We start from the raw sequence: 18,001 nt of genomic DNA on the forward strand, positions 1-18,001 counted from the left end.
CCCCCGCCCCCACCGCCTCGGCCGTCCGGCGCCGCGCCGCTGCCGTCCCAGGAGGCGGGCGCCGTTCCGTCCGCCTGTTCGATCGCCTGGTCGACGAAGTCCGTCACCGCCGCACGGGGGTCGCCGGAGTGCGCGCGCTCGACGGAACCGCTCACGTTCCGTACCGCCTCCCTGGACATCACCTGGCTGTCCGCCCCCGCGTCGAACCGGTCACCGAGCGCGACGGCGTACACGCCCGTGATCCCTGTCCGCGTCCGCAGATCCTGCAGGAGCGTGTCCCGGTCGAACTCTCCAGAGGCCGGCAGCACCACGACGAACACCGGCTTGTCGGCGCGCTCGATCTTGTCCGCCAGCGCGTCGGCGTCGGACCGCGGCAGCGCCTGCCGGGCCCGCGGGTCCACGTACACGGGGCCGTCCCGCAGCGCCTGCGCGGCCTCGTCGACCCCGCCCACCGCGCCCACCGCGCGCGGCCCGGCAGCGGCTGCCACGGTCAGCAGCATCGCGGCCACCACCGCGCCGAGCAGAGGCATGAGGCCCAAGACCCGCCGTACGGTCTTCATACGTTCGACAGTAGCGCAAATGGGGCATTTCCCGCTCTTTCTGCGAGTCCCCCAAAGCCCCGGCAGGAAAGCCGCCACCCGCCGGAAGGCCGCCGCGCCGGCCAGGAGGACGCCGCCCGCCCCGCCCTCGAGGGGACCGGGAAGCTCCCCCCGCGCACCAGAAAACCGCCGGCGCACCGCGCCCACGGTGATCGCCGAACGTGCGCCTGCCCGGGTCAACCGTGACTGGCTGACGAACGCCCCTCCTGGGCAGGAGGGGCGGCCACGCGTTCAGCGACACGTGCCAGCCAGGCCGCTGCCGTGTAGGGAGCGGGTGGATCCACCTCCATCCCCAGCTCGGCGACCACGTGCGCGTACTCCTCTTCCTCCAGGCGGAGCGCGAGGACTTCGTGGAGTTCACCGCAGAGCCGGGCGACGAGATCGGGGTCCGTCGAGCCGAGGTAATCATCCAGGGCCGCCATGTGGTCGGCGAATTCGTCCGGCATGTCCTGCGAGAACCAACCGCCCAACAGTTGCCCCAGCTCAGGAAAGCGGGCGTGCCATTCCCAGTGCGTCTGGGGGGAGCAGGGACGCGGAGCGGCGTCCGGCTCGATGCCCCGCCGAAGCGCGTCCGCGAGGCCGAGAAGCCAGTCCTGGATTTCGGTTTCGGGCAGTCCGACGTCGGGAATCCGGTAGTACTCGCCGAGTCTCAGCCGAAGCCGGCCAGGCGGATTACGGGCATACTCTCGAAGTTGCTGCTCGGCCACGGCCAGCAGCCATGGCTGCCGGTTCCAGGTATGTCTGATGTAGGCCTGGACGGCCTCGGACGTTTCCTCTCGCTCACCGGCGTCGACGTCCTGCCCCAGGTGGGCGTTCACCACGCGCTGCATCTCCCCGTAGCGGCGGTCGAACTCGAAGGATTCCATTGCCATGTCGGGTCCCTAAAGGTGAATCGGAAACGAGGCGTGCACGACGAAACCGTGCGGACTCTCTCGCTCCCGGCGCAACACGACCCGTGCGGCCCGGACTTCGACGGAGCCCCTCCCAGCCAACATCATTCCCTGCAACAGCACTCTTCCGACGGGCTCCGCGCGGGAGGGCCACGCGGCCTCGATGGTGAGCCGTTGACGGAGTCCCTGGCGCAGCCACCGGCGGATGGCCTGTTCATTGAGCGTCACGGTCTCTTGCGTCGCCCACTGTGCCGTCTCACGGTCAGGGTAAGTGGAGGCACGCGTGCGCATACCGCTCCTTTCAAGGCATCTGGAACAGGGCATCTGGAAATCGGGAGACGCAGATCTGCTCAACGGGTACGGCGCATGCACCGCCCCTGTGCGCACCCTCACTCAAGCGCGGCCCGCGCATGTCGCCGGACAAGGATCATTGCGCCCTCTGCCGGACATCACCGGGAATTCAGTCGTCCGCACCGAACCAGAAGACGCCGACCTCGTCATCCGATACCGCCACGACGCCGAAATCCCGGGTGAGATCCGTAAGACCGTACCACTCGTTGACATAGAAGTCGTCCGGGGTGCATTCCCCTTCGTAATCCTCAACGCACGTCCAATAAGTGGCATCGTCACCGAACCGTGCCAGCAGAGTTCCGGTCCTCTCGAAGAGCGCGTACCTGTGGCCGCTGCCCCCGGGAAGGTCGCCGACGTTTCTGAACTGCGCCGCCAGGGACAGCAGGAGCAGCCGTCCCGTGGCGCGGTCGGTGGGCTCCAGGCAGCCGCGCAGCACGTCGTCCTCGTAGGGGTGGAAGGGGAAACGGTCGCCCGGTCCTCGGGGGGCGCTCTCGCCGCCGATCCGGTCCACCGTGGGCCAGCCCCGCGGATCGCCCACCGAGCGGTCCAGGACGGCGTTGACGTCGTGTGCCCAGTCCTCGCCCGTGCGCGGTCCGGCCGCCACGAGGACCCGGCTGCGGTCGTACAGGGAAGCCAGGGCGTCGGCCCAGTCGTCCCGGCTCGGCGTCAACGCGATCACCGCCTTGGTCCTCCTCACTTGGTCGGGTACGAGGTCAGCACGACGAAGGGCGGATCGATCCCCTTCTTGTACCTCAGCACTACCTTCACTTCTTTGCAGTCACTTGCCTGGGCCCTGTCCCCGTGCCTGTCGTACTCGTCACGTGAGATGGTCCTTCCGGTCGGGTCGTTGAAATCGAGTGAGATGTCCTTGGTCGAAGCTTCTGGATTCCTGGGCGACCCGGCGCGCTCGCGCGCTTCGACCCTTTCCACCCACTTCTCGATCTTTTCCGCATTGTCGACGTCGTCGAGTACCGCCTGCGTGTAACGTTGCGCCGCCGCAGGGGTACGAAATGTGGAGGCCGAGTCTGCTCCCGAGTCGTCCCGAAGTCGCTGCACCAGTTGGTCTTCGGTCTTTCCGACGTGCTTGTCGAGAGCGTGTGCGCCGTGTATTCCCTCTTGCGCGGCGAGGTCTATCGGGTAGAAATGATTGTCGTAGTCCTCGCCGGGAACAGCGTACGTGTGCTTCGTCTTGAACTCGTTGAGCGAGCGTGCCGCGAACGCTTGTGCGCGCGCCTCCTCCGCTTCGAAGTCCGGGGCGCTACGGTGCGCCTCATCGAGCGCTTCCATGAGGCCGTCGAGCTTGCTCACCTCCGCGTTGACGCTGCGCTCATAACGGCGCTTGGCTGCTTCGAGCGCGCCCGTGTCAATGTTCAGCACGATACCCGAGGAGAGATTCGCCGCCCCTTTGAAAAGGGTCTTACCGATCTTTTTGAAGTCGTCGAACCCGATGCCGTCGGTGACATCGGGGAGGGCGTCCAGCACTGCTTGGTAGTAGATGCGGCGCATGTCGTCGCGTACCGCCTTGGCAGCCTCCGCGTACCCCCGTACTGCCGCACTGACGTCCACCGCCGTATCGTTGAGGACTGCGAAGATGGGCTGATGTGCGCCGCCCCCGGGGGAGGGGGTGTCGTGGCCCCACTCGTAACCGTGCCGGCTCTGGCCCCACGCCGAACTCCCCCACAGACTGCTGCAGAACGTGCGCATGGCCGCGTACCACTCGCTGTTGGACTGGTCGGTTATGGAGCCCACAGAGCCCATCACCGTGCCCCCCACGGTTCCGACCGTGGTCTGCGGCATGAGCCATGCCGTGGAGATGTCGTTGAGCGCCTGGTAGTCGGGCAAGGGCATGACATCGGCGGCGTCGCCGAAATTCACGGCATGCTCCAGCACTTTGCGGAAAACCGCCCAGAAACCGGAGTCGATACCGTCCAGCACACTGTCGATGAACCCGTCTCCCCCGCTGGTGTTCCAGCCGAGCGGCTTGACGCTGCGGTACTTCGGCGCACTTCTCCTGACCTGCGGCTCGGGCTGGGTGGCCGAGGCCTGTCCGCCACTCGGGTGCGAAGCCGCGTTGGCCCGACCGTAGTTGTTCGCCGTGACAGTGAATCCGATGGCAGCACCGCCGACGCTCACGACGCTCTTGCCGCACACGTCGAGGAAGCGTGCGGCAATACGGGTGTAGGAGGCGGCGAAGGCCGTGGGAGCGGTTCCCGCGCCGCCCGCCTCGCCGTGCTTGTCCAGCTCGTCGAGGAACGTGTTGATCCCGCGGTGGAAGACGCCCTGCTGCGCGGCGACCGCTTGGGAGACCCGGTAGAGGTCCGAGCGCTTCACGTCGAAGCCCCCGCTCTGCGGAGGGCCGCCCGGGCCGCCCGCCGACGAGGGCCGGGCCCCGCTCCCGCCGGTCGAGCCGTTGGAGGCGAGGGCCAGGAGTCCGCTCACCGCCCGCTCCAGCCACGCAGCACGGCGCGGTGGGCGGCACCGTAGTTGATGTGTCCGTCGACGACGACGGCGTGCAGCCAGCGCTCGGCGCCCTCCAAGTCCTGCATGGAGCGGTCCCACTCGTCCAGTGTGTCGACGAACATCTCTCGGGCCTCGCCCTTCCAGGAGAGGACGACACGCTCAGAGCGGCGGTAGAGAGTGTCCAGCTTTTCCGTCAGGTCCTTGAGGATGTCCTCCATCTCGCCTGCCAGGCGCTGGAGAGTGGCGAAGTCCACCGTGATGTGGTCGTCGTCGTCCGTCATGAAACCCCCTTGTGCCACTGCGGCTGTGGCGCCGAGCGCCGTGACATGACCAGTTACAGCTCCGACAGCCTGCTCTTCGGCGCATCCGCCTGCGGGTTGGCGTCCGCCAGGCGCAGAAGGCGGTCGCTCCCCTCGACACTCGCTTGAAGGCTGCGGAATTTCTGCAACGTCTCCAGTTCCTGGGCGGTGAAGCCGTCGCGGCTCATTTTCACGGCCTCCTCGATGAGAATGAGCGATTCGCGCACGGTCCGCGCATCATCGGTGACGCCGCGTTGCAGGTCCTTGAACGCCTTGGCCGTGGTGCCGCGCCAGTTGTTGCCTACGAGATCGAGCAGGCCGTCCATCCTGGCGATCTTCCGCTTGAGGTACCGCTCCATCGCATCCAGGTCGGCGATGAGCTGAGCCAAGTCGTCGTCCGTAACGTCCAGGTCGGTCACCTGTGTCGCCCCCCTACGGTTTCGCCTCCGCTCCTTGGAAGCGTAAGGGAAGCAGACTGGTGCTCACCGTCCCCGGCCAGGCTGACGGGCCTCGCGCGGCCGGAGTGGGAGGCACGAACGCACTCTTCCGGCCATCTTTCCGGCCCGGAGGAAGCACCCGGAACCGCCCCCGGCCAGGGTGCTCGCCCTCCACGCGGTCGACCGGGGCTCAGCGCCGGCAGGGGTTCGGCGTCGGCAGGGGTTCGGCGCCGGACGGGGCTCAGCGCCGGCTGGAGTTCGGCGCCGGGTCGGCCGGTGACAGCGTGAGGTCCCAGTACTCGGCGTAACGCCCGCCCCGCCGCAGCAGTTCGTCGTGGCTGCCCTGCTCGACGACGCGTCCGCCGTCCAGGAAGGCGACCCGGTCGGCGCGGCGGACGGTGCGCATCCGGTGCGCGACCATCACCACCGTGCGGCCCGCCATCAGCCGCTCGATCCCGGTGTGCACGGCGGCCTCACTGACCGGGTCCAGGGCCGAGGTCACCTCGTCGAGCAGCACGAGGGGCGCGTCCTTCAGCAGCGCCCGGGCGATCGCGACGCGCTGCCGCTCGCCGCCGGACAGCAGCGCGCCGCCCTCGCCGACGTGCGCCGACCAGCCGCCGGGCAGCCGCTCGACCACCTCGTCCAGCAGCGCGGCGGCGGCAGCGGCACGCACCTCGGCGCCGGTGGCGTCCGGACGGCCGAGGCGCACGTTGTCCTCGATGGTGCCGTCGAAGAGGTAGACGTCCTGGAAGACGAGGGCGATCCGCGCCATCAGCTCAGCCGTCGCCATCTCGCGCACGTCCACGCCCCCCACCCGCACGGCGCCGGCGTCCACGTCGGAGAAGCGCGCCAGCAGGTGCAGCAGCGTGCTCTTGCCCGCGCCCGACGGGCCGACGACGGCCAGCCGCTGCCCCTCCGGTACGGACAGCGACACCGCGTCGGTCACGGTGCGGTCACCGTGGCGGAAGGTGACGGAGTCGAACTCCACGCCGTGGCCCGCCGGCCGGCGCGGATCGCGGGGCTCCGGCAGCGGCTCGGTGTGCAGCACGTCGTCGAGGCGCGCCAACTCGGCGCGGGCGGCGCGCAGGCTGCCGCCGATCTCGGCGAGCGACAGCAGCGGGTCCGCGCAGCGGGCGGCGAGCACCAGGACGGCCAGCACCTCGGCCGCGCCGATGTCCCCGCCGAGGGCGAGGTACGCGCCCAGGGCGAGCATCCCGGTGAACACCGCCTGCACGGTGACCGCCAGCCCCAGCACGCCGGGCAGCGCCGACAGCGTGGCCCGGCGGGAGGCGCGCTGCTGGTCGGCGAGGGAATCGTCGAGCAGTTGGAAGCGCTCCGCGGTGCGACCGCCGGCCCGCAGCACCGGCTGGGCCCTGAGGTACTCGAGGACGCGCCCTGTGGCCTCGCGCTCGCGGGCGACGCGCTCGGTGTCGGCGGCGGTGGTGGCGCGTGCCGTACGGAACTGGATCGCGGCCACGAGGGGCGCGGCGGCCAAGGCGGCGAGGCCCAGCTGCCAGTTGTAGGCGAGCATCACGCCGACGATCGTCAGCGGCGTCACGCAGGCGGAGACGAACGGCGCCAGCAGATGCGCGATCACACTCATCGCCTCCAGCACGCCCTGGCTCGCCAGCACCGACACCTCGCCGACGCGGCCGGGCCGGTACCAGCCGATGGGCAGCCGGGCGAGGTGGTCGCCGAGCCGGTGGTACATGCCGTTCAGCATCGTGGTCCCGGCGCGGAAGCCGGACCGGTCCCCGGCGTAGCGCAGCACGGCGTAGCCGGCGACCGCGGCGCCGAAGGCGAGCAGCCAGGGCCAGGCGTCGTCTGGCGACTCGCCGAACAGCGCGCGCAGTACGGGGACCAGCAGGGCGTACGACAGGCCTTCGGCGAGGGCGGTCGCGGTCATGAGGGCGACGGTGCGGTGTACTCGCCCGGCGTACTCGCGGCCGAGCACGCGCAGCAGCATGGTGATCATCGGGTCTCCTCCCCTTCGGTCACGCCGGTGCGGCCCCCGGTACCGCCGGTACGGTCCCCGGTCACGCCCGTGCCTACTCCGCGCGCGTCAGTGCCGACTCCGCGCGCGTCAGTGCCGACTCCGCGCGCGTCAGTGCCGACTCCGGCCACGCCCGTGCCGACTCCGCGCGCGCCGGTGTGACGTCCGGTCATGCCAGCGTCGCGTGCGGTCGCGCCGGTGTCGTGTTCGGTCATGCCAGCGTCGCGTCCGGCCAGGCCGGTGTCGTGTTCGGTCACGCCGGTGTGGAGCCGCCAGAACGCGGCGAACTCTCCTCCCCGGGCGCGCAGTTCCGCCGGTGTGCCGCGTTCGACGATCTTCCCGTCGCGCAGCATCACGACGGTGTCGGCGTCGGCGATCGTCTCCATCCGGTGGGCGATGACCAGCGTCGTGCGCACGCCCCGGGTCAGCGCCAGCGCCTCGCGCACCGTCGCCTCGGTCCGCGGGTCGGCGAAGGCGGTCGCCTCGTCGAGGACCAGCACGGGCGCGTCGGCGAGCAGGGCGCGGGCAATCGAGATCCGCTGCGCCTCGCCGCCGGACAGCCGCGCGTCCTCCCCGATCACCGCGTCGTAGCCGCGCGGCAGCTCCAGGATCCGGTCGTGGATGTGCGCCAGCCGGGCGGCGCGGACCACGTCGTCGTGGTCGGCGTGCGGTACGGCCAGGGCGATGTTGTCGGCGACCGAGGCGCGCAGCAGCCGTACGTCCTGGAAGACGAACGACACCCGCCGGTACAGCTCGCGGCTGTCCACCTCGCGCAGGTCGACGCCGCCGAGCAGCACCGCGCCGTGGTCCGGATCGAAGAACCGGGGCAGCAGTTGCACCAGCGTGGACTTGCCGCTCCCCGACGGCCCGACGACCGCGGTCACCGTGCCAGGGTCGAGGACGAGGTCGACGCCGCGCAGCACCTCGCGGTCGGTCTCGTAACCGAAGCGGACCCCGCGCAGCTCCACCCGGTGCCCCCGCGGCACGACCGGACGCGCGGGCTCGGGCAGCGCCTGCTCGGCGAGTACGTCCCGGATCCGGCCGAGGGCGCGCCGCGCGGCCTGCAGATCGTCGAAGCCGTGCCCGAGCGCGGCCACCGGAGCCGTGAGCCCGAGGCCGAGCAGCACGAAGGGCAGCAGGTCGGCCGGCGCGAGCCCGCCGCCGGTGATCCGGTACGCACCGCCGACCAGTACCGCCAGCAGCACGAACGGCGGCGACAGCGCCACCTGCATCGCCGCGGCGACTGAGGACAGGCCGCGCACCATCGCGGAGAAACTGTGCGTGAAGTCGTCCACGGCTCTACGGAAGTCGCGGTGCGCGCGGTCGGCGCCGCCGAACGCCTTGACCACCGCGATGCCCTGCACGAATTCGACGACCGAGGCCGAGATCCGCCCCATGGCCGCGTCGAACTCCTTCTGCTCCCGCAGCCGGGTCGGCGTCATCATCAGCGGCACCAGCGCCACAGCCAGCAGCACGGGAATCAGCGTGATCAGCGTCAGCCGCCAGTCCACGGTGACGAGGTAGACCAGCGAGACCAGCGGTACGACGAACGCCGACACCAGCTCCCCGGGCGTATGCGCGATGACCGGATGTACCGCGCTGACGTCCTCCCCCACCAGCTTCGCCAGCTCGCCGCCACGCCGCCGGGACAGCCAGCCGATCGGCACCCGCCCCAGGCTCGCGGCCAGCTGCCGGCGGAACGACAGCTGCACGTGTCCGTCGAGCAGGTGCCCGACACCGGACGCGGCGGCCGTGAACAGCAGCCGCACGAGGAGCCCTGCCGCGCCCGCGACGACGACGTCGCGGACGTGCCCGTGGGAAGGGGGGCCGGGCGCCAGCAGCGTACGGCCCAGCTCGACGACCGCGAGCAGCGGCACGAGGCCGGCGAGGGCGCCGACGATCTGCAGGAGGACGACGGCGGCGAAGCCGCCCGCGTAGGGGCGCAACAGGCGTCTGACGCCCGGCGTGGGGGCGGTTGGGGTAGCAGGCATGCGCCCACTTTCGCCGCCGGTGCGGACCGACGGATTGGAGAAATGTTCCCGTCAGCGGGCCCACGTACCATGGCGGTCATGCCAACTGCCGTGCGTGAGCGCGATGATGGCGCCGTGTGGGACGTCGCCCGCCCGGCCGGGCCCAGCCGCGTGCCCGGTGTCGTCCTGTCCGGGTTCCGCGACCGCGGCCCGGCGCCGGTCGACCATCGGCTCGATCCGCATCCGGTGGTGACGCTGGCACTGGCCTGCGGCGACGGTGCGCCCGTCATCTACGACCACGCCGGGCGGCGGCAGACGGAAAGCCTGGTCACCGGGCTCGGATTCGGCTCAGGAGGCGCGGCGCGGATACAGGCCGCGCACGTCGAGTGGCTGCAGGTGCGCCTGTCCCCGGCGATCGCGCGCACGGTGCTGGGCGTGAGCCCGGCGGACCTGGAAGGCGCCGTGGTGCCCCTCGCCGACCTGTGGGGCCACCGGCGGGCGGCACGCCTCGCTGAACAGCTGGGCATGGCCGCTTCCTGGGAGGAGCGCTTCGCCCTGGTGGAAGCGCTCCTGGCCCGCATGTCCGCCGAGCAGCCGGCCATCGACCCGGAGCTGGCCTGGGCCTGGGACCGCATCGTCGCCAACCACCACCACGTACGGGTCGGTGGGCTGGCCGCCGAACTCGGTTGGAGCCGCAAGCGGCTGTGGTCCCGGTTCCACGCGCAGATCGGGCTCCCGCCCAAGCGTGCGGTGCGGCTCGTCCGCTTCGACCGCGCCGCCACTCTCCTGGCCATGGGGCAGCAGGCGGCCCGGGTCGCGGCCGACTGCGGCTACACCGACCAGTCCCACCTGCACCGGGACGTGCTGACGTTCACGGGGGCCACGCCGGCGAGCCTCGCCGGCCTCACCCTGGTATCGGCCGACGACCTCGCGTGGGCGGACCACGTACCGCGCCTTCCTCAGCACTCGGCGCGCCCGGCCGTGACCGGCGTGCCGACCGGGTCGTGGATACGCTCGCCGCGGGGTGCCCACCCGCCGCGGTGATCGCCGCGGTGATCGCCACGGTCTCGGCGAGGTCCGTGCCCCGCGTCGCCTGCGAGGGCGCGGCCGACCGGTGCGAAGGAGCCGGGCCTGCGGCCCGGGCGCACACCGATGTCACACATCGGGTCGCCGGCTTGTCTTAAAGGAAAACGCCAGCTGCCGACGGAGCGCCCAGCAACACTGTTCCCCAGGGAAACGGAGAAATCGTGTTCGCCGCCTACCTCACGGTCACCCTCATCGGTGCGGTCTTCAACGGTGCCGCCGCCGTCACCTACCTGATCGGCCACGACTACCCCAAGACCCAGGCGGACATGAAGGGCCTGCCCCGGAAGTACGTTCCGGTGCTGGGCATGCTGCTGGCGGCGGGCACGGTGGGGCTGCTGGCCGGGCTCGCCGTGCCGCTCCTGGGCACCCTCGCCGCCTGCGGGCTCGTGCTGTACTTCATCGGAGCGATCATCGCCCACCTGCGGGTGGGCTCCCGCGACATCGTGGGCGGGATCGTCTTCCTCGCCACCGCGGTGGCCGTCCTGGTCCTGGGGCTGGCCGACCACGGCCCCTGGTGAGCCACGGGACCGGGAACGCCTCCGTGGCACCGTCGCGCGGCGGTCAAGACAGCCGCCGACGGTGCTGGGCCGCACTCGGCCGCCAGTCCAGCTCCGGGTGGGAAGCAACGTGTCCGGGCGGGACCCACCGGTCTCGGCCAACGCGGCGATCTTCCCCGGACCTTACGCGTCACAGCATTGAGCAGACGGCTTGGCCGAGACTGTCCAACGGCTTGGCGCAGGCTTGGCGAAGCACGCCCGGCACCGCACGCGCGAGCCGGGCGGTCCGGCCCGGCCGTCGAGACGGCCGAGGTGCCAGGACCACCCGGCTCTTGCCGACCGCCACCGCGTTCACCCGCAGCGTTCACCCACGGCGGCATGCCGCTGTCGGCAACGGTCGCTCACGGCGGCGGGTGCCGGTGCTCGGCACTCCTGCTGTGCGGCGCGGCGGTCGGCGTCAGGCTCTCCGGCGGGCCTGAGACCGTCACGCTCGTGTGGTTTCGGCCTGCTGGGGCGCCTCCTTGACGGGAGCGCCTTCGAGCGGGGGCAGCGGCCCGCGGCGCAGCAGCGCACCGCAGACGACGGCGCCGGCCACCAGGATTCCGGCGCACCACCAGAACACCGTCGTGTAGCCGTGCACCGTCGCGAGGCCGAACTCCGACGCCGTCGGCCGCCCCTGCGCGTGACTGTCCAGGTAGCTCGTGGTGGCGCTGGCCGCGATCGTGTTGAGCAACGCGGTACCGATCGCACCGCCGAGCTGCTGCCCGGTGTTGACGCTCGCCGACGCGATCCCGGCGTCCTGCGGTGCCACTCCCGACGTACCGGTACGGAAGGCCGAGGCGAAGATGAGGCCCATGCCGACCCCGTCGATCAACAGCGGCCCCAGCAAGGCCGTCGCATAGCTCGAATCCACCCCGATCCTGGTCAGCCAGGCCGTGCCGGCCGCGTTGAGCAGCAGGCCCGCGATGACCAGCGGCTTGGGGCCGAATCGCGGCATCAGGACGATGTTGCCCACGTTGGTCATCACGCCGGAGACCACCACCATCGGCAGCAGGCAGACGCCCGAGACGATCGCCGAGTACTCCAGGGTGTTCTGCAGGTAGTAGACGAGGAAGAGGAAGAGACCGAACATGGCGGCCCCGATGAGCAGCATGGTGAGGTAAGCGGCGCCTCGGTTGCGGTCGAGCACGACCCGCAGCGGCAGCAGCGGCTGCGCGGCGCGCGACTGCCAGCCGACGAACACGCACAGCAGCGCGGCTCCGGCGATGAGGAAGCCGTACGAGGAGGGTGTGCCCCAGCTGTGCGACGCGGCGTTGGAGAAGCCGTAGACCGTGCAGAACATCCCGCCCGACACCAGCAGCACGCCCGGGACGTCCAGTCGGGCGCCCGGCGTCCTGGGCTTCTTGGCCATCGGAAGGGCGGCGCCGAGCAGCGCGATCCCGGCGAAGAGGAGGTTGACGTACAGGCACCACCGCCACGACAGGGAGGTCAGCGCACCCCCGAGCACCAGCCCGAGGCCCGCGCCGCTGGCCGCGACCCCGCCGAAGGCGCCGAACGCCTTGCCCCGGTCCTTGGGGTCGGTGAACGTGGTGGTCAGCAAGGCCAGAGCGGCCGGCGCCAGCAGCGCGCCGAACGCCCCCTGGCAGGCGCGTGCCGTGACCAGCATCGTGAAGTTGACCGCAGCGCCCCCCACGGCGGAGGCGACGGCGAAACCGGTCAGCCCGATGAGGAAGGTCTCCTTGCGGCCGATCATGTCAGCCAGCCGTCCGCAGAACAGCAGGAGGCTGCCGAACGGCAGCGCGTAGGCCGTGACGACCCACTGCCTGTCGGCCATCGTGAACCCCAGGTCTTCCTGCGCCGACGGCAGCGCGAGGTTCATCACGCTGACGTCGAGGACCACCATGAGCTGGGCGACGCAGATGACGGCGAGGATCAGCCACCGCCTCGGGTCCCCGGCCTCCGCCGGGTCCTGCCCGGCCGCGGCGGCTGCACTCCGTGTTGACATGACCACTCCTTGTCGAGTTCGAGGTGATTCCTCTCCTCTAGGAGCAGCAGGGCAGGCGGAATGTGACACGGCGGCCGGGCGTGACCGTCAGGACCGCTCGATCCGTTCGGCCACCCCGGCGGCGCGCCGGTCGTGCGGTTCCGCCGTGCACACGGCCAGCCGCGCCCGGAAGATCGTGTGCAGGCGGCTGCGGCTCCATCCCGGCTCGAGACCGCCGTCGGCCAGCTGCCTGTCGGCGAGGTACCCCAGGACCGCCTTCGTGCTGGACCGGGCCGGAGTGACCGGGCCGGACGGTGCGAGCCACAACGGCACGTGGGACGGTTCGATCAGCCAGCTGGTACCCGGGCTGCGGATCGCCGCACCGCGCGACGCGGCGCGCCTGGCCGAGCTGCTCGCCGAGGCGCTGGCCGACTCCACCGGCCCGACCATGCTCCGCTATCCGAAGGCGCCGGCCGGCGAGGAGATCCCCGGCTGCGGCACGCTCGGCGGCATGGACGTCCTGGCCCGGACGGGCGACGGAGCGGCGACGGACGTGCTGCTGCTCGGCGGGTGTGATGGCCGGCGTATGCGTCGAGGCGGCGGGCCGCCTGGCCGACCAAGGCATCACCGCGCTCGCCCTCGATCCACGGTGGGTGAAGCCGGTGGGCCCGGCACTCGTTCCGGCGGCCCGCGACGCACGGCTCGTCGTCACGGTCGAGGACAACGGCGTGTACGGGGGCCCACTCTCCCGGCGCCGGGGCCCGCAGGGGGCCGCTCGCACACGCACAGCACACCGCCAGCCACCGATGAGACATGGGTCACATGTCGCAGGGAGGTGTCACACCTCGGGTGCCTGGACGACTCTCAGACCGCAACCGCGACGGGAGCCCACGATGACCGACACCCCGCCGGACTCACCGGCAGCGCCCGGAAGCAGCCCGCATGAGGGCGCGTCAAGCCAGGTGCCGAGCAGCGCGACACGCGTGTTCCAAGACCACCACGAGCTGATGTTCTCCATCGTCTACAACATGCTCGGCAGCGTCGCCGACACCGAGGACGTCCTGCAGGAGACGTGGCTGGCGTGGACGGCCAGGACCCAGGCGCGCGGTGCCGAGGAGATCCACAACCCGCGCGCCTACCTGGTGCGGATCGCGATGAACCGGGCCCTCGCCCACCGGGCCGCCCTCAGCCGCCGCCGGGAGACCTACGTCGGACCCTGGCTGCCGGAACCCCTCGTCGGCCCCCTCACCGACCTTCCCCTTCCCGACGACGCGGCTGATGCGGCGGTACGCGCCGAGTCGGTCTCGATGGCTCTGCTGGTGGTCCTGGAGACCCTCACCCCCCTGGAGCGAGGGGTGTTCGTGCTGCACGAGGTGTTCGGCTACGCCCACACCGAGATCGCGGAAATCCTCGAACGCAGTCCCGCGGCGGTACGCCAGCTCGCCCACCGCGCGCGCGAACACGTGCAGGCCCGGCGCCCCCGCTACCAGGCCGACCCGCACGTGCGGCGGGAGGCGACCGAACGTTTCCTGGCCGCCGCGTTCGGCGGCGACCTCGACGCCCTCATGGAGATCCTGGCGCCCGAGGTGACCCTGTGGGGAGACGGTGGCGGCAAGGGACAGGCGGCGGGGGGCGGTCTGCGGCCCCTCCACGGCCGCGAGAAGGTCACCCGCCTGCTCACCGCGCTCGCCCCGCGTTCCGGAAAGGGCCTCGACATCGCCTACCGCAGCGTCAACGGCGACCCGTCCGCGCTGCTGTTCGCCGACGACAACCCCTACGCGGTCATCGTTCTCGACCTCACCCCGGACGGCGACCAGGTGTGCGGGATCTACGCCGTGGCCAACCCCGACAAGCTCTCTCATGTCGACTGAACGACGAGGAATCCCCATGCTGCGGAAACTGATGTCCTTGCCCAGCGGCAGAGTGGCGAAATGGGTCGTCCTGGCCCTCTGGATCGCCCTGTTGATCCCGTCCATGATGCTGGCAGGCAAGCTCGGTGACGTCGAGCGCAACGACAACTCGGCCTGGCTGCCCAGCAACGCGGAGTCGACCGAGGTCGTCGAGCAGGCCGAGAAGTTCCAGAGCACCGACACCGTGCCCGCCATCGTGGTCTACGACCGGCCCGGCGGCATCGCCCGCGCCGACATGGCCAAGGCCGAAGCCGACGCCCAGCGTTCAAGGACACCGAAGAGGTCGAAGGCGTCGAAGGCGTCGCGGGACGGCCACCGGGCCTGATGGCCTCGAAGGACGGCAAGGCCATCCAGGTCATCGTCCAGGTGCACAAGGACAAGGAGGGCTGGGACGGGCTCGGCAAGGTCGTCGACACGATGACCGAGATCGGCGAGGAGAACGCCGACGGACTCGGTTTCCATGTCACCGGGCCCGCCGGATACGGAGCCCCGCGCGGGCCGGCCCGCACGGCGTAGGAGAGCGCGTCTTCGGCGCGCGGAAGGAGATACGCCGCGTTGCGGTCGGGAAAAGGGCCCTGCACATGTCGTGGGCAGGGCCCGAAGTCGTGTCGGCGACACGTGGCGTCGTTCTGACTTCGTCGACACGGAGGCCGAGATTCCGGACGGGGCGGTGTGCGTCTTCTCGGCGCACGGCGTGTCCCCTCAGGTCCGCGGCAATGCCGCCGCGCGCCGGCTCACGGTCATCGACGCGACCTGCCCGCTCGTCGCGAAGGTGCACCAGGAGGCACGCAGCTTCGCCCGCGACGAGCGCACCCTGATCCTCGTCGGACACGCCGACCACGAGGAGATCGAGTACGGGGAGGCCCCCGACCGTACGGTCATCGTCGGGAACACGGACGAGGCCAGGCGGCTCGAACTCCCGCGGGAGACGCCCGCGGCCCTTCTCACCCAGACCACCATGTCGGTGGACGACACGGCCGAAATCGTCTCCATTCTCCGTGAGAGGTTTCCCGACCTGGTCGGACCTGGAAGCGAGGACATCTGCTACGCCAGCCAGAACCGGCAGAACGCGGTGAAGGCGATCGCCGGGCGCAGCGACCTCGTGCTCGTCGTCGGGTCCGCGAATTCGAGCAACACGGTCCGGAGGGTGGAGGTCGCCCAGGACGCCGGAACCCCCCCCCGGCTGCTGCCCCACGCGGACCAGCTCACCCCGAGTGGCTGGCAGGCGTCCGCACCGTGGGGTTGAGCGCCGGCGCGAGCGCGCCCGAGGTGCTGGTCGAGGGGGCCGTCGAACGGCTCGGGGCCCTCGGGTTCACCGATGCGCGGCGACCACGCGTCCCGTCGACCGCCACGCGTGATCTGCCACGGGACGCGCGCTTGACCGCGCTGCGTCCCCGGGGAGTCCTCCGCGTGGTCGGCGAGCCGGGCGGCGGCCGGCCAGGCGCGGCGGTTGGCCAGGCGCGGCGGTTGGCCAGGCGGCGGGGACATCCGGGATGGGCGACCACATCACCATCCCGTGAGAGGCAACCACATCGCCACCCCGGGACAGGCGACCGCGTCGCTGCCCGTGACTGGCGGGCAGCGACGCGGTGAGTGGGGGTGACGAACGGCGGCGACGAGCGGCTACTTGCAGACGGCAGTGTCCACCAGGTCCTGCACGTGCTTGTGGGCCTTTTGCATCTCCTCGGGCTCGGCAGCCACCGCGCTCGACAGCGCCGTGACAGCCACCGTGGCCGCGCGGCCGTCGTCCGTGACCCCGCTGAAGGTTTCGTAGCCGTGGATGGAGCCACCGTGGCCCCACAGTTCCTCGCCACAAGACAGGGGGGTGCGGAAGAGGCCCAAACCGTACTCGGTGTTCGGTGTGACGGAGCCCTCGGCGGCCGGGACCGTGGTGGTCATCTCTTCCAGCTCGGCCGCGTCCAGCACCTCGCCGCCCAGCAGGGCGGAGAAGAAGCGGTTGAGGTCGCGCGGGGTGGTGACGAGCTGCCCGGCCGCCCAGGCCTGCGACGGATCGAGGCGGGTGATGTCCTTCAGGGGACCGCCAGGAGTCGTGGAGCCGTAGCCCTTGGGGTGGGAGCCCCGGATGCCGCGCTCGCCCACGCTCGGCCAGTAGGTGTCCTTCAGCCCGAGGGGGTGGATGACGCGGTTCGTGATCTCCTCCCCGAAGGGCCGGCCCGTGACCTTTTCGACGAGCAGGCCCGCCAGGAGGTAGTTGGTGTTGCTGTACTGCCACTTCGCGCCGGGCTCGAACACCGCCTTCTTGCTCAGGGCGAGGTCGAGCAGGTCCCGCGGGTGGTAGTACGTGTCGCGGATCTCGAACGGATTCGGGTCCAGCGACTGCGTGTAATCGGGCAGGCCACTGGTGTGCTGGAGCAGGTTCCGTACGGTGATCCGTGTCCCGTCGATGCCGTCCCCGTGCACCAGACCCGGCAGGTATGTCTCGATCGGCTCGTCCAGGTCCACCTTGCCCTCACCGACCAACTGGAGCACGACCGCCGCGGTGAACGACTTGGTGTTGCTGCCGGCCCGGACCTGACCGTTCACCGGCACGGCCGCGCCGGTTTCCCGGTCGCCGGTGCCGGCCGTGTAGTCGCGGACGTGTCCGCGGGAGTCCTCGACGGCGGCCAGTACGGCGGGGAAACCGTCCTCGTGCACCAGACTCTTCGCCCCCTTGCTCACGGCGTCGCGCTCACCGGCGCGGTTCTCTGCGCCGTACGCCAGGGAACCGCTCACGGCGAGACCGCCGCCCAGGACCGCCAGCGCGGCGACCACCGACAACACGCGGCGGCCACGCTGCTTCTTCAGCTTGTTCGGGGCAGAGGTGAGAGGACGAACGGACACGGAGTTTCCTTCCAACAGGGCTGCCTTCGCGACCCCTTGAGCATGTCGCGTCCGGACCGTCCGCTCGATGGGCTCAGCCTGCCGCTACGGGGTGCACCCAGCACCACCCCGGCTGCGGGACTTGCATGGCCTTCCGCCCGCACGGCCCGGGTGCGCCCCGGCGTCGAAACGCGCCTCCTCGAACCGAACACGGACCACCAGGACCCTGGCGGAGACGCCTTTCTGCCGGCGCCCCGGGCCACGTCTGAGACCAGGACTGAGACCGGGCAGACGCGCGCGGAGCGGGCGAAGCGTTGCCGCCGTATCCGCTGAACCACAACCCCAAGTCAGAAGCGCCTGACCTGGGGTACCGGTGGAGCGGTCTAGTACTGCAACGGTGCTTGCTGTGACTGGTGGCCAGGTTGGTCGTTGGCCTGTTCATGGGTGGGGATCTTGCTGATGTCAGGTTGTGGGCGGGTGAACTGGACGCTGTGCATGAGCGGTTCGTGCATCGTTTCAGCAGGTCGGAGCCGCGTGAGTCGGCACTGGCCTATATGCGGGGCCTGATCGCTCCGCTGCAGCGGAAGAACGGCTGGACGCTGGCGGAGGAAGCCGGTCACGAAGGCCCGGACCGCATGCACCGGATGCTGAACCGGATCGAGTGGGACGCGGATGAGGTGCTCGACGACGTGCGTCAGTACGTGG

17 protein-coding genes and 3 pseudogenes are annotated in these 18,001 nt (G+C 70.9%); 9 read left to right on the forward strand and 11 right to left on the reverse strand.

Features of this window, described 5'->3' with window-relative positions; translation table 11 throughout:
• The 9 genes and pseudogenes from AB8Z75_RS16305 to AB8Z75_RS16345 form a co-directional block, all read right to left on the reverse strand.
• Positions 1–560 (reverse strand): annotated as a pseudogene (locus AB8Z75_RS16305) (hypothetical protein); the annotation flags it as partial.
• A 215-nt stretch (positions 561–775) separates the two neighbouring features.
• Positions 776–1,471 carry a contact-dependent growth inhibition system immunity protein gene (locus AB8Z75_RS16310; RefSeq protein WP_369202560.1) on the reverse strand — a complete coding sequence of 232 codons (696 nt, stop codon included), beginning with the start codon at positions 1,469–1,471 and terminating at the stop codon, positions 776–778.
• A gap of 9 nt (positions 1,472–1,480) precedes the next feature.
• Positions 1,481–1,780 (reverse strand): RNase A-like domain-containing protein, encoded by a 300-nt coding sequence (locus AB8Z75_RS16315; protein ID WP_369202562.1) that lies wholly within the window; start codon positions 1,778–1,780, stop codon positions 1,481–1,483.
• A 169-nt stretch (positions 1,781–1,949) separates the two neighbouring features.
• A complete protein-coding gene (locus tag AB8Z75_RS16320) occupies positions 1,950–2,519 on the reverse strand; it encodes a hypothetical protein (protein ID WP_369202564.1) in 570 nt (189 codons plus the stop codon).
• A 14-nt stretch (positions 2,520–2,533) separates the two neighbouring features.
• A complete protein-coding gene (locus AB8Z75_RS16325; RefSeq protein WP_369202566.1) occupies positions 2,534–4,279 on the reverse strand; it encodes an RNase A-like domain-containing protein in 1,746 nt (581 codons plus the stop codon).
• Entirely contained in the window at positions 4,276–4,581 is a 306-nt protein-coding gene (locus AB8Z75_RS16330) for a WXG100 family type VII secretion target (RefSeq protein WP_369202568.1), read from the reverse strand. Before AB8Z75_RS16330 ends, AB8Z75_RS16325 begins: the two co-directional genes overlap by 4 nt.
• A gap of 53 nt (positions 4,582–4,634) precedes the next feature.
• Complete coding sequence (locus tag AB8Z75_RS16335) at positions 4,635–5,018, reverse strand: WXG100 family type VII secretion target (protein ID WP_369202570.1); 384 nt, start codon at positions 5,016–5,018, stop codon at positions 4,635–4,637.
• A 259-nt stretch (positions 5,019–5,277) separates the two neighbouring features.
• Positions 5,278–7,011: an ABC transporter ATP-binding protein gene (locus tag AB8Z75_RS16340; protein ID WP_369202572.1), complete on the reverse strand. Its 1,734-nt coding sequence runs from the start codon at positions 7,009–7,011 to the stop codon at positions 5,278–5,280.
• Positions 7,008–9,020, reverse strand: a complete 2,013-nt coding sequence (locus AB8Z75_RS16345; protein ID WP_369202574.1) for an ABC transporter ATP-binding protein — start codon at positions 9,018–9,020, stop codon at positions 7,008–7,010. Before AB8Z75_RS16345 ends, AB8Z75_RS16340 begins: the two co-directional genes overlap by 4 nt.
• A gap of 78 nt (positions 9,021–9,098) precedes the next feature.
• Here AB8Z75_RS16345 and AB8Z75_RS16350 point away from each other — a divergent pair, with 78 nt between their 5' ends.
• Together AB8Z75_RS16350 and AB8Z75_RS16355 are read left to right on the forward strand one after the other, a co-directional pair.
• Positions 9,099–10,043 (forward strand): helix-turn-helix domain-containing protein, encoded by a 945-nt coding sequence (locus AB8Z75_RS16350; protein ID WP_369202576.1) that lies wholly within the window; start codon positions 9,099–9,101, stop codon positions 10,041–10,043.
• A gap of 203 nt (positions 10,044–10,246) precedes the next feature.
• Positions 10,247–10,603, forward strand: a complete 357-nt coding sequence (locus AB8Z75_RS16355; protein WP_369202578.1) for a DoxX family protein — start codon at positions 10,247–10,249, stop codon at positions 10,601–10,603.
• 463 nt (positions 10,604–11,066) lie between these two features.
• On the opposite strand, the gene AB8Z75_RS16360 is transcribed toward AB8Z75_RS16355, so the two are convergent.
• Complete coding sequence (locus AB8Z75_RS16360) at positions 11,067–12,587, reverse strand: MFS transporter (protein ID WP_369202580.1); 1,521 nt, start codon at positions 12,585–12,587, stop codon at positions 11,067–11,069.
• Between AB8Z75_RS16360 and AB8Z75_RS16365 the strand changes: the two are divergent.
• The 6 genes and pseudogenes from AB8Z75_RS16365 to AB8Z75_RS16390 all read left to right on the forward strand — a co-directional run.
• A pseudogene (locus AB8Z75_RS16365) lies at positions 12,586–12,975 on the forward strand (hypothetical protein); the annotation flags it as partial. The gene AB8Z75_RS16360 and the pseudogene AB8Z75_RS16365 overlap by 2 nt on opposite strands.
• Before the next feature lie 166 nt (positions 12,976–13,141).
• Positions 13,142–13,246, forward strand: a pseudogene (locus AB8Z75_RS16370) (hypothetical protein); the annotation flags it as partial.
• Positions 13,247–13,549: 303 nt separating this feature from the next.
• A complete protein-coding gene (gene sigJ, locus AB8Z75_RS16375; protein ID WP_369202590.1) occupies positions 13,550–14,437 on the forward strand; it encodes an RNA polymerase sigma factor SigJ in 888 nt (295 codons plus the stop codon).
• A gap of 16 nt (positions 14,438–14,453) precedes the next feature.
• The gene (locus AB8Z75_RS16380) at positions 14,454–14,801 is read left to right on the forward strand and encodes a hypothetical protein (protein ID WP_369202582.1); all 348 of its coding nucleotides are present in this window, start codon (positions 14,454–14,456) and stop codon (positions 14,799–14,801) included.
• Positions 14,801–14,992: an MMPL family transporter gene (locus AB8Z75_RS16385; protein ID WP_369202584.1), complete on the forward strand. Its 192-nt coding sequence runs from the start codon at positions 14,801–14,803 to the stop codon at positions 14,990–14,992. The genes AB8Z75_RS16380 and AB8Z75_RS16385 overlap by 1 nt, the downstream gene beginning before the upstream one ends.
• A gap of 178 nt (positions 14,993–15,170) precedes the next feature.
• Positions 15,171–15,722 (forward strand): hypothetical protein, encoded by a 552-nt coding sequence (locus AB8Z75_RS16390; RefSeq protein WP_369202586.1) that lies wholly within the window; start codon positions 15,171–15,173, stop codon positions 15,720–15,722.
• 377 nt (positions 15,723–16,099) lie between these two features.
• Here the strand turns inward: AB8Z75_RS16390 and AB8Z75_RS16395 are convergent, their stop codons facing one another.
• On the reverse strand, positions 16,100–17,317 hold the full coding sequence (locus AB8Z75_RS16395) for a serine hydrolase domain-containing protein (RefSeq protein WP_369202588.1): 1,218 nt from the start codon (positions 17,315–17,317) through the stop codon (positions 16,100–16,102).
• Between the two features lie 419 nt (positions 17,318–17,736).
• On the opposite strand from AB8Z75_RS16395, the gene AB8Z75_RS16400 reads away from it, so the two are divergent.
• A partial coding sequence (locus tag AB8Z75_RS16400; RefSeq protein WP_369202592.1) for a transposase occupies positions 17,737–18,001 on the forward strand: 265 nt, incomplete at its 3' end.

Source organism: Streptomyces sp. PU-14G, assembly GCF_041028275.1.
In the GTDB taxonomy this organism is placed as follows: Bacteria; Actinomycetota; Actinomycetes; order Streptomycetales; family Streptomycetaceae; genus Streptomyces.

Coding starts and splice junctions, on each gene's coding strand:
- AB8Z75_RS16315 (WP_369202562.1), bottom strand. CDS start 1,780: ATGCGCACGCGTGCCTCCACTTACCCTGACCGTGAGACGGCACAGTGG.
- AB8Z75_RS16385 (WP_369202584.1), top strand. CDS start 14,801: ATGGCCTCGAAGGACGGCAAGGCCATCCAGGTCATCGTCCAGGTGCAC.
- AB8Z75_RS16330 (WP_369202568.1), bottom strand. CDS start 4,581: ATGACGGACGACGACGACCACATCACGGTGGACTTCGCCACTCTCCAG.
- AB8Z75_RS16350 (WP_369202576.1), top strand. CDS start 9,099: ATGCCAACTGCCGTGCGTGAGCGCGATGATGGCGCCGTGTGGGACGTC.
- AB8Z75_RS16340 (WP_369202572.1), bottom strand. CDS start 7,011: ATGATCACCATGCTGCTGCGCGTGCTCGGCCGCGAGTACGCCGGGCGA.
- AB8Z75_RS16380 (WP_369202582.1), top strand. CDS start 14,454: ATGCTGCGGAAACTGATGTCCTTGCCCAGCGGCAGAGTGGCGAAATGG.
- AB8Z75_RS16345 (WP_369202574.1), bottom strand. CDS start 9,020: ATGCCTGCTACCCCAACCGCCCCCACGCCGGGCGTCAGACGCCTGTTG.
- AB8Z75_RS16360 (WP_369202580.1), bottom strand. CDS start 12,587: ATGTCAACACGGAGTGCAGCCGCCGCGGCCGGGCAGGACCCGGCGGAG.
- AB8Z75_RS16310 (WP_369202560.1), bottom strand. CDS start 1,471: ATGGCAATGGAATCCTTCGAGTTCGACCGCCGCTACGGGGAGATGCAG.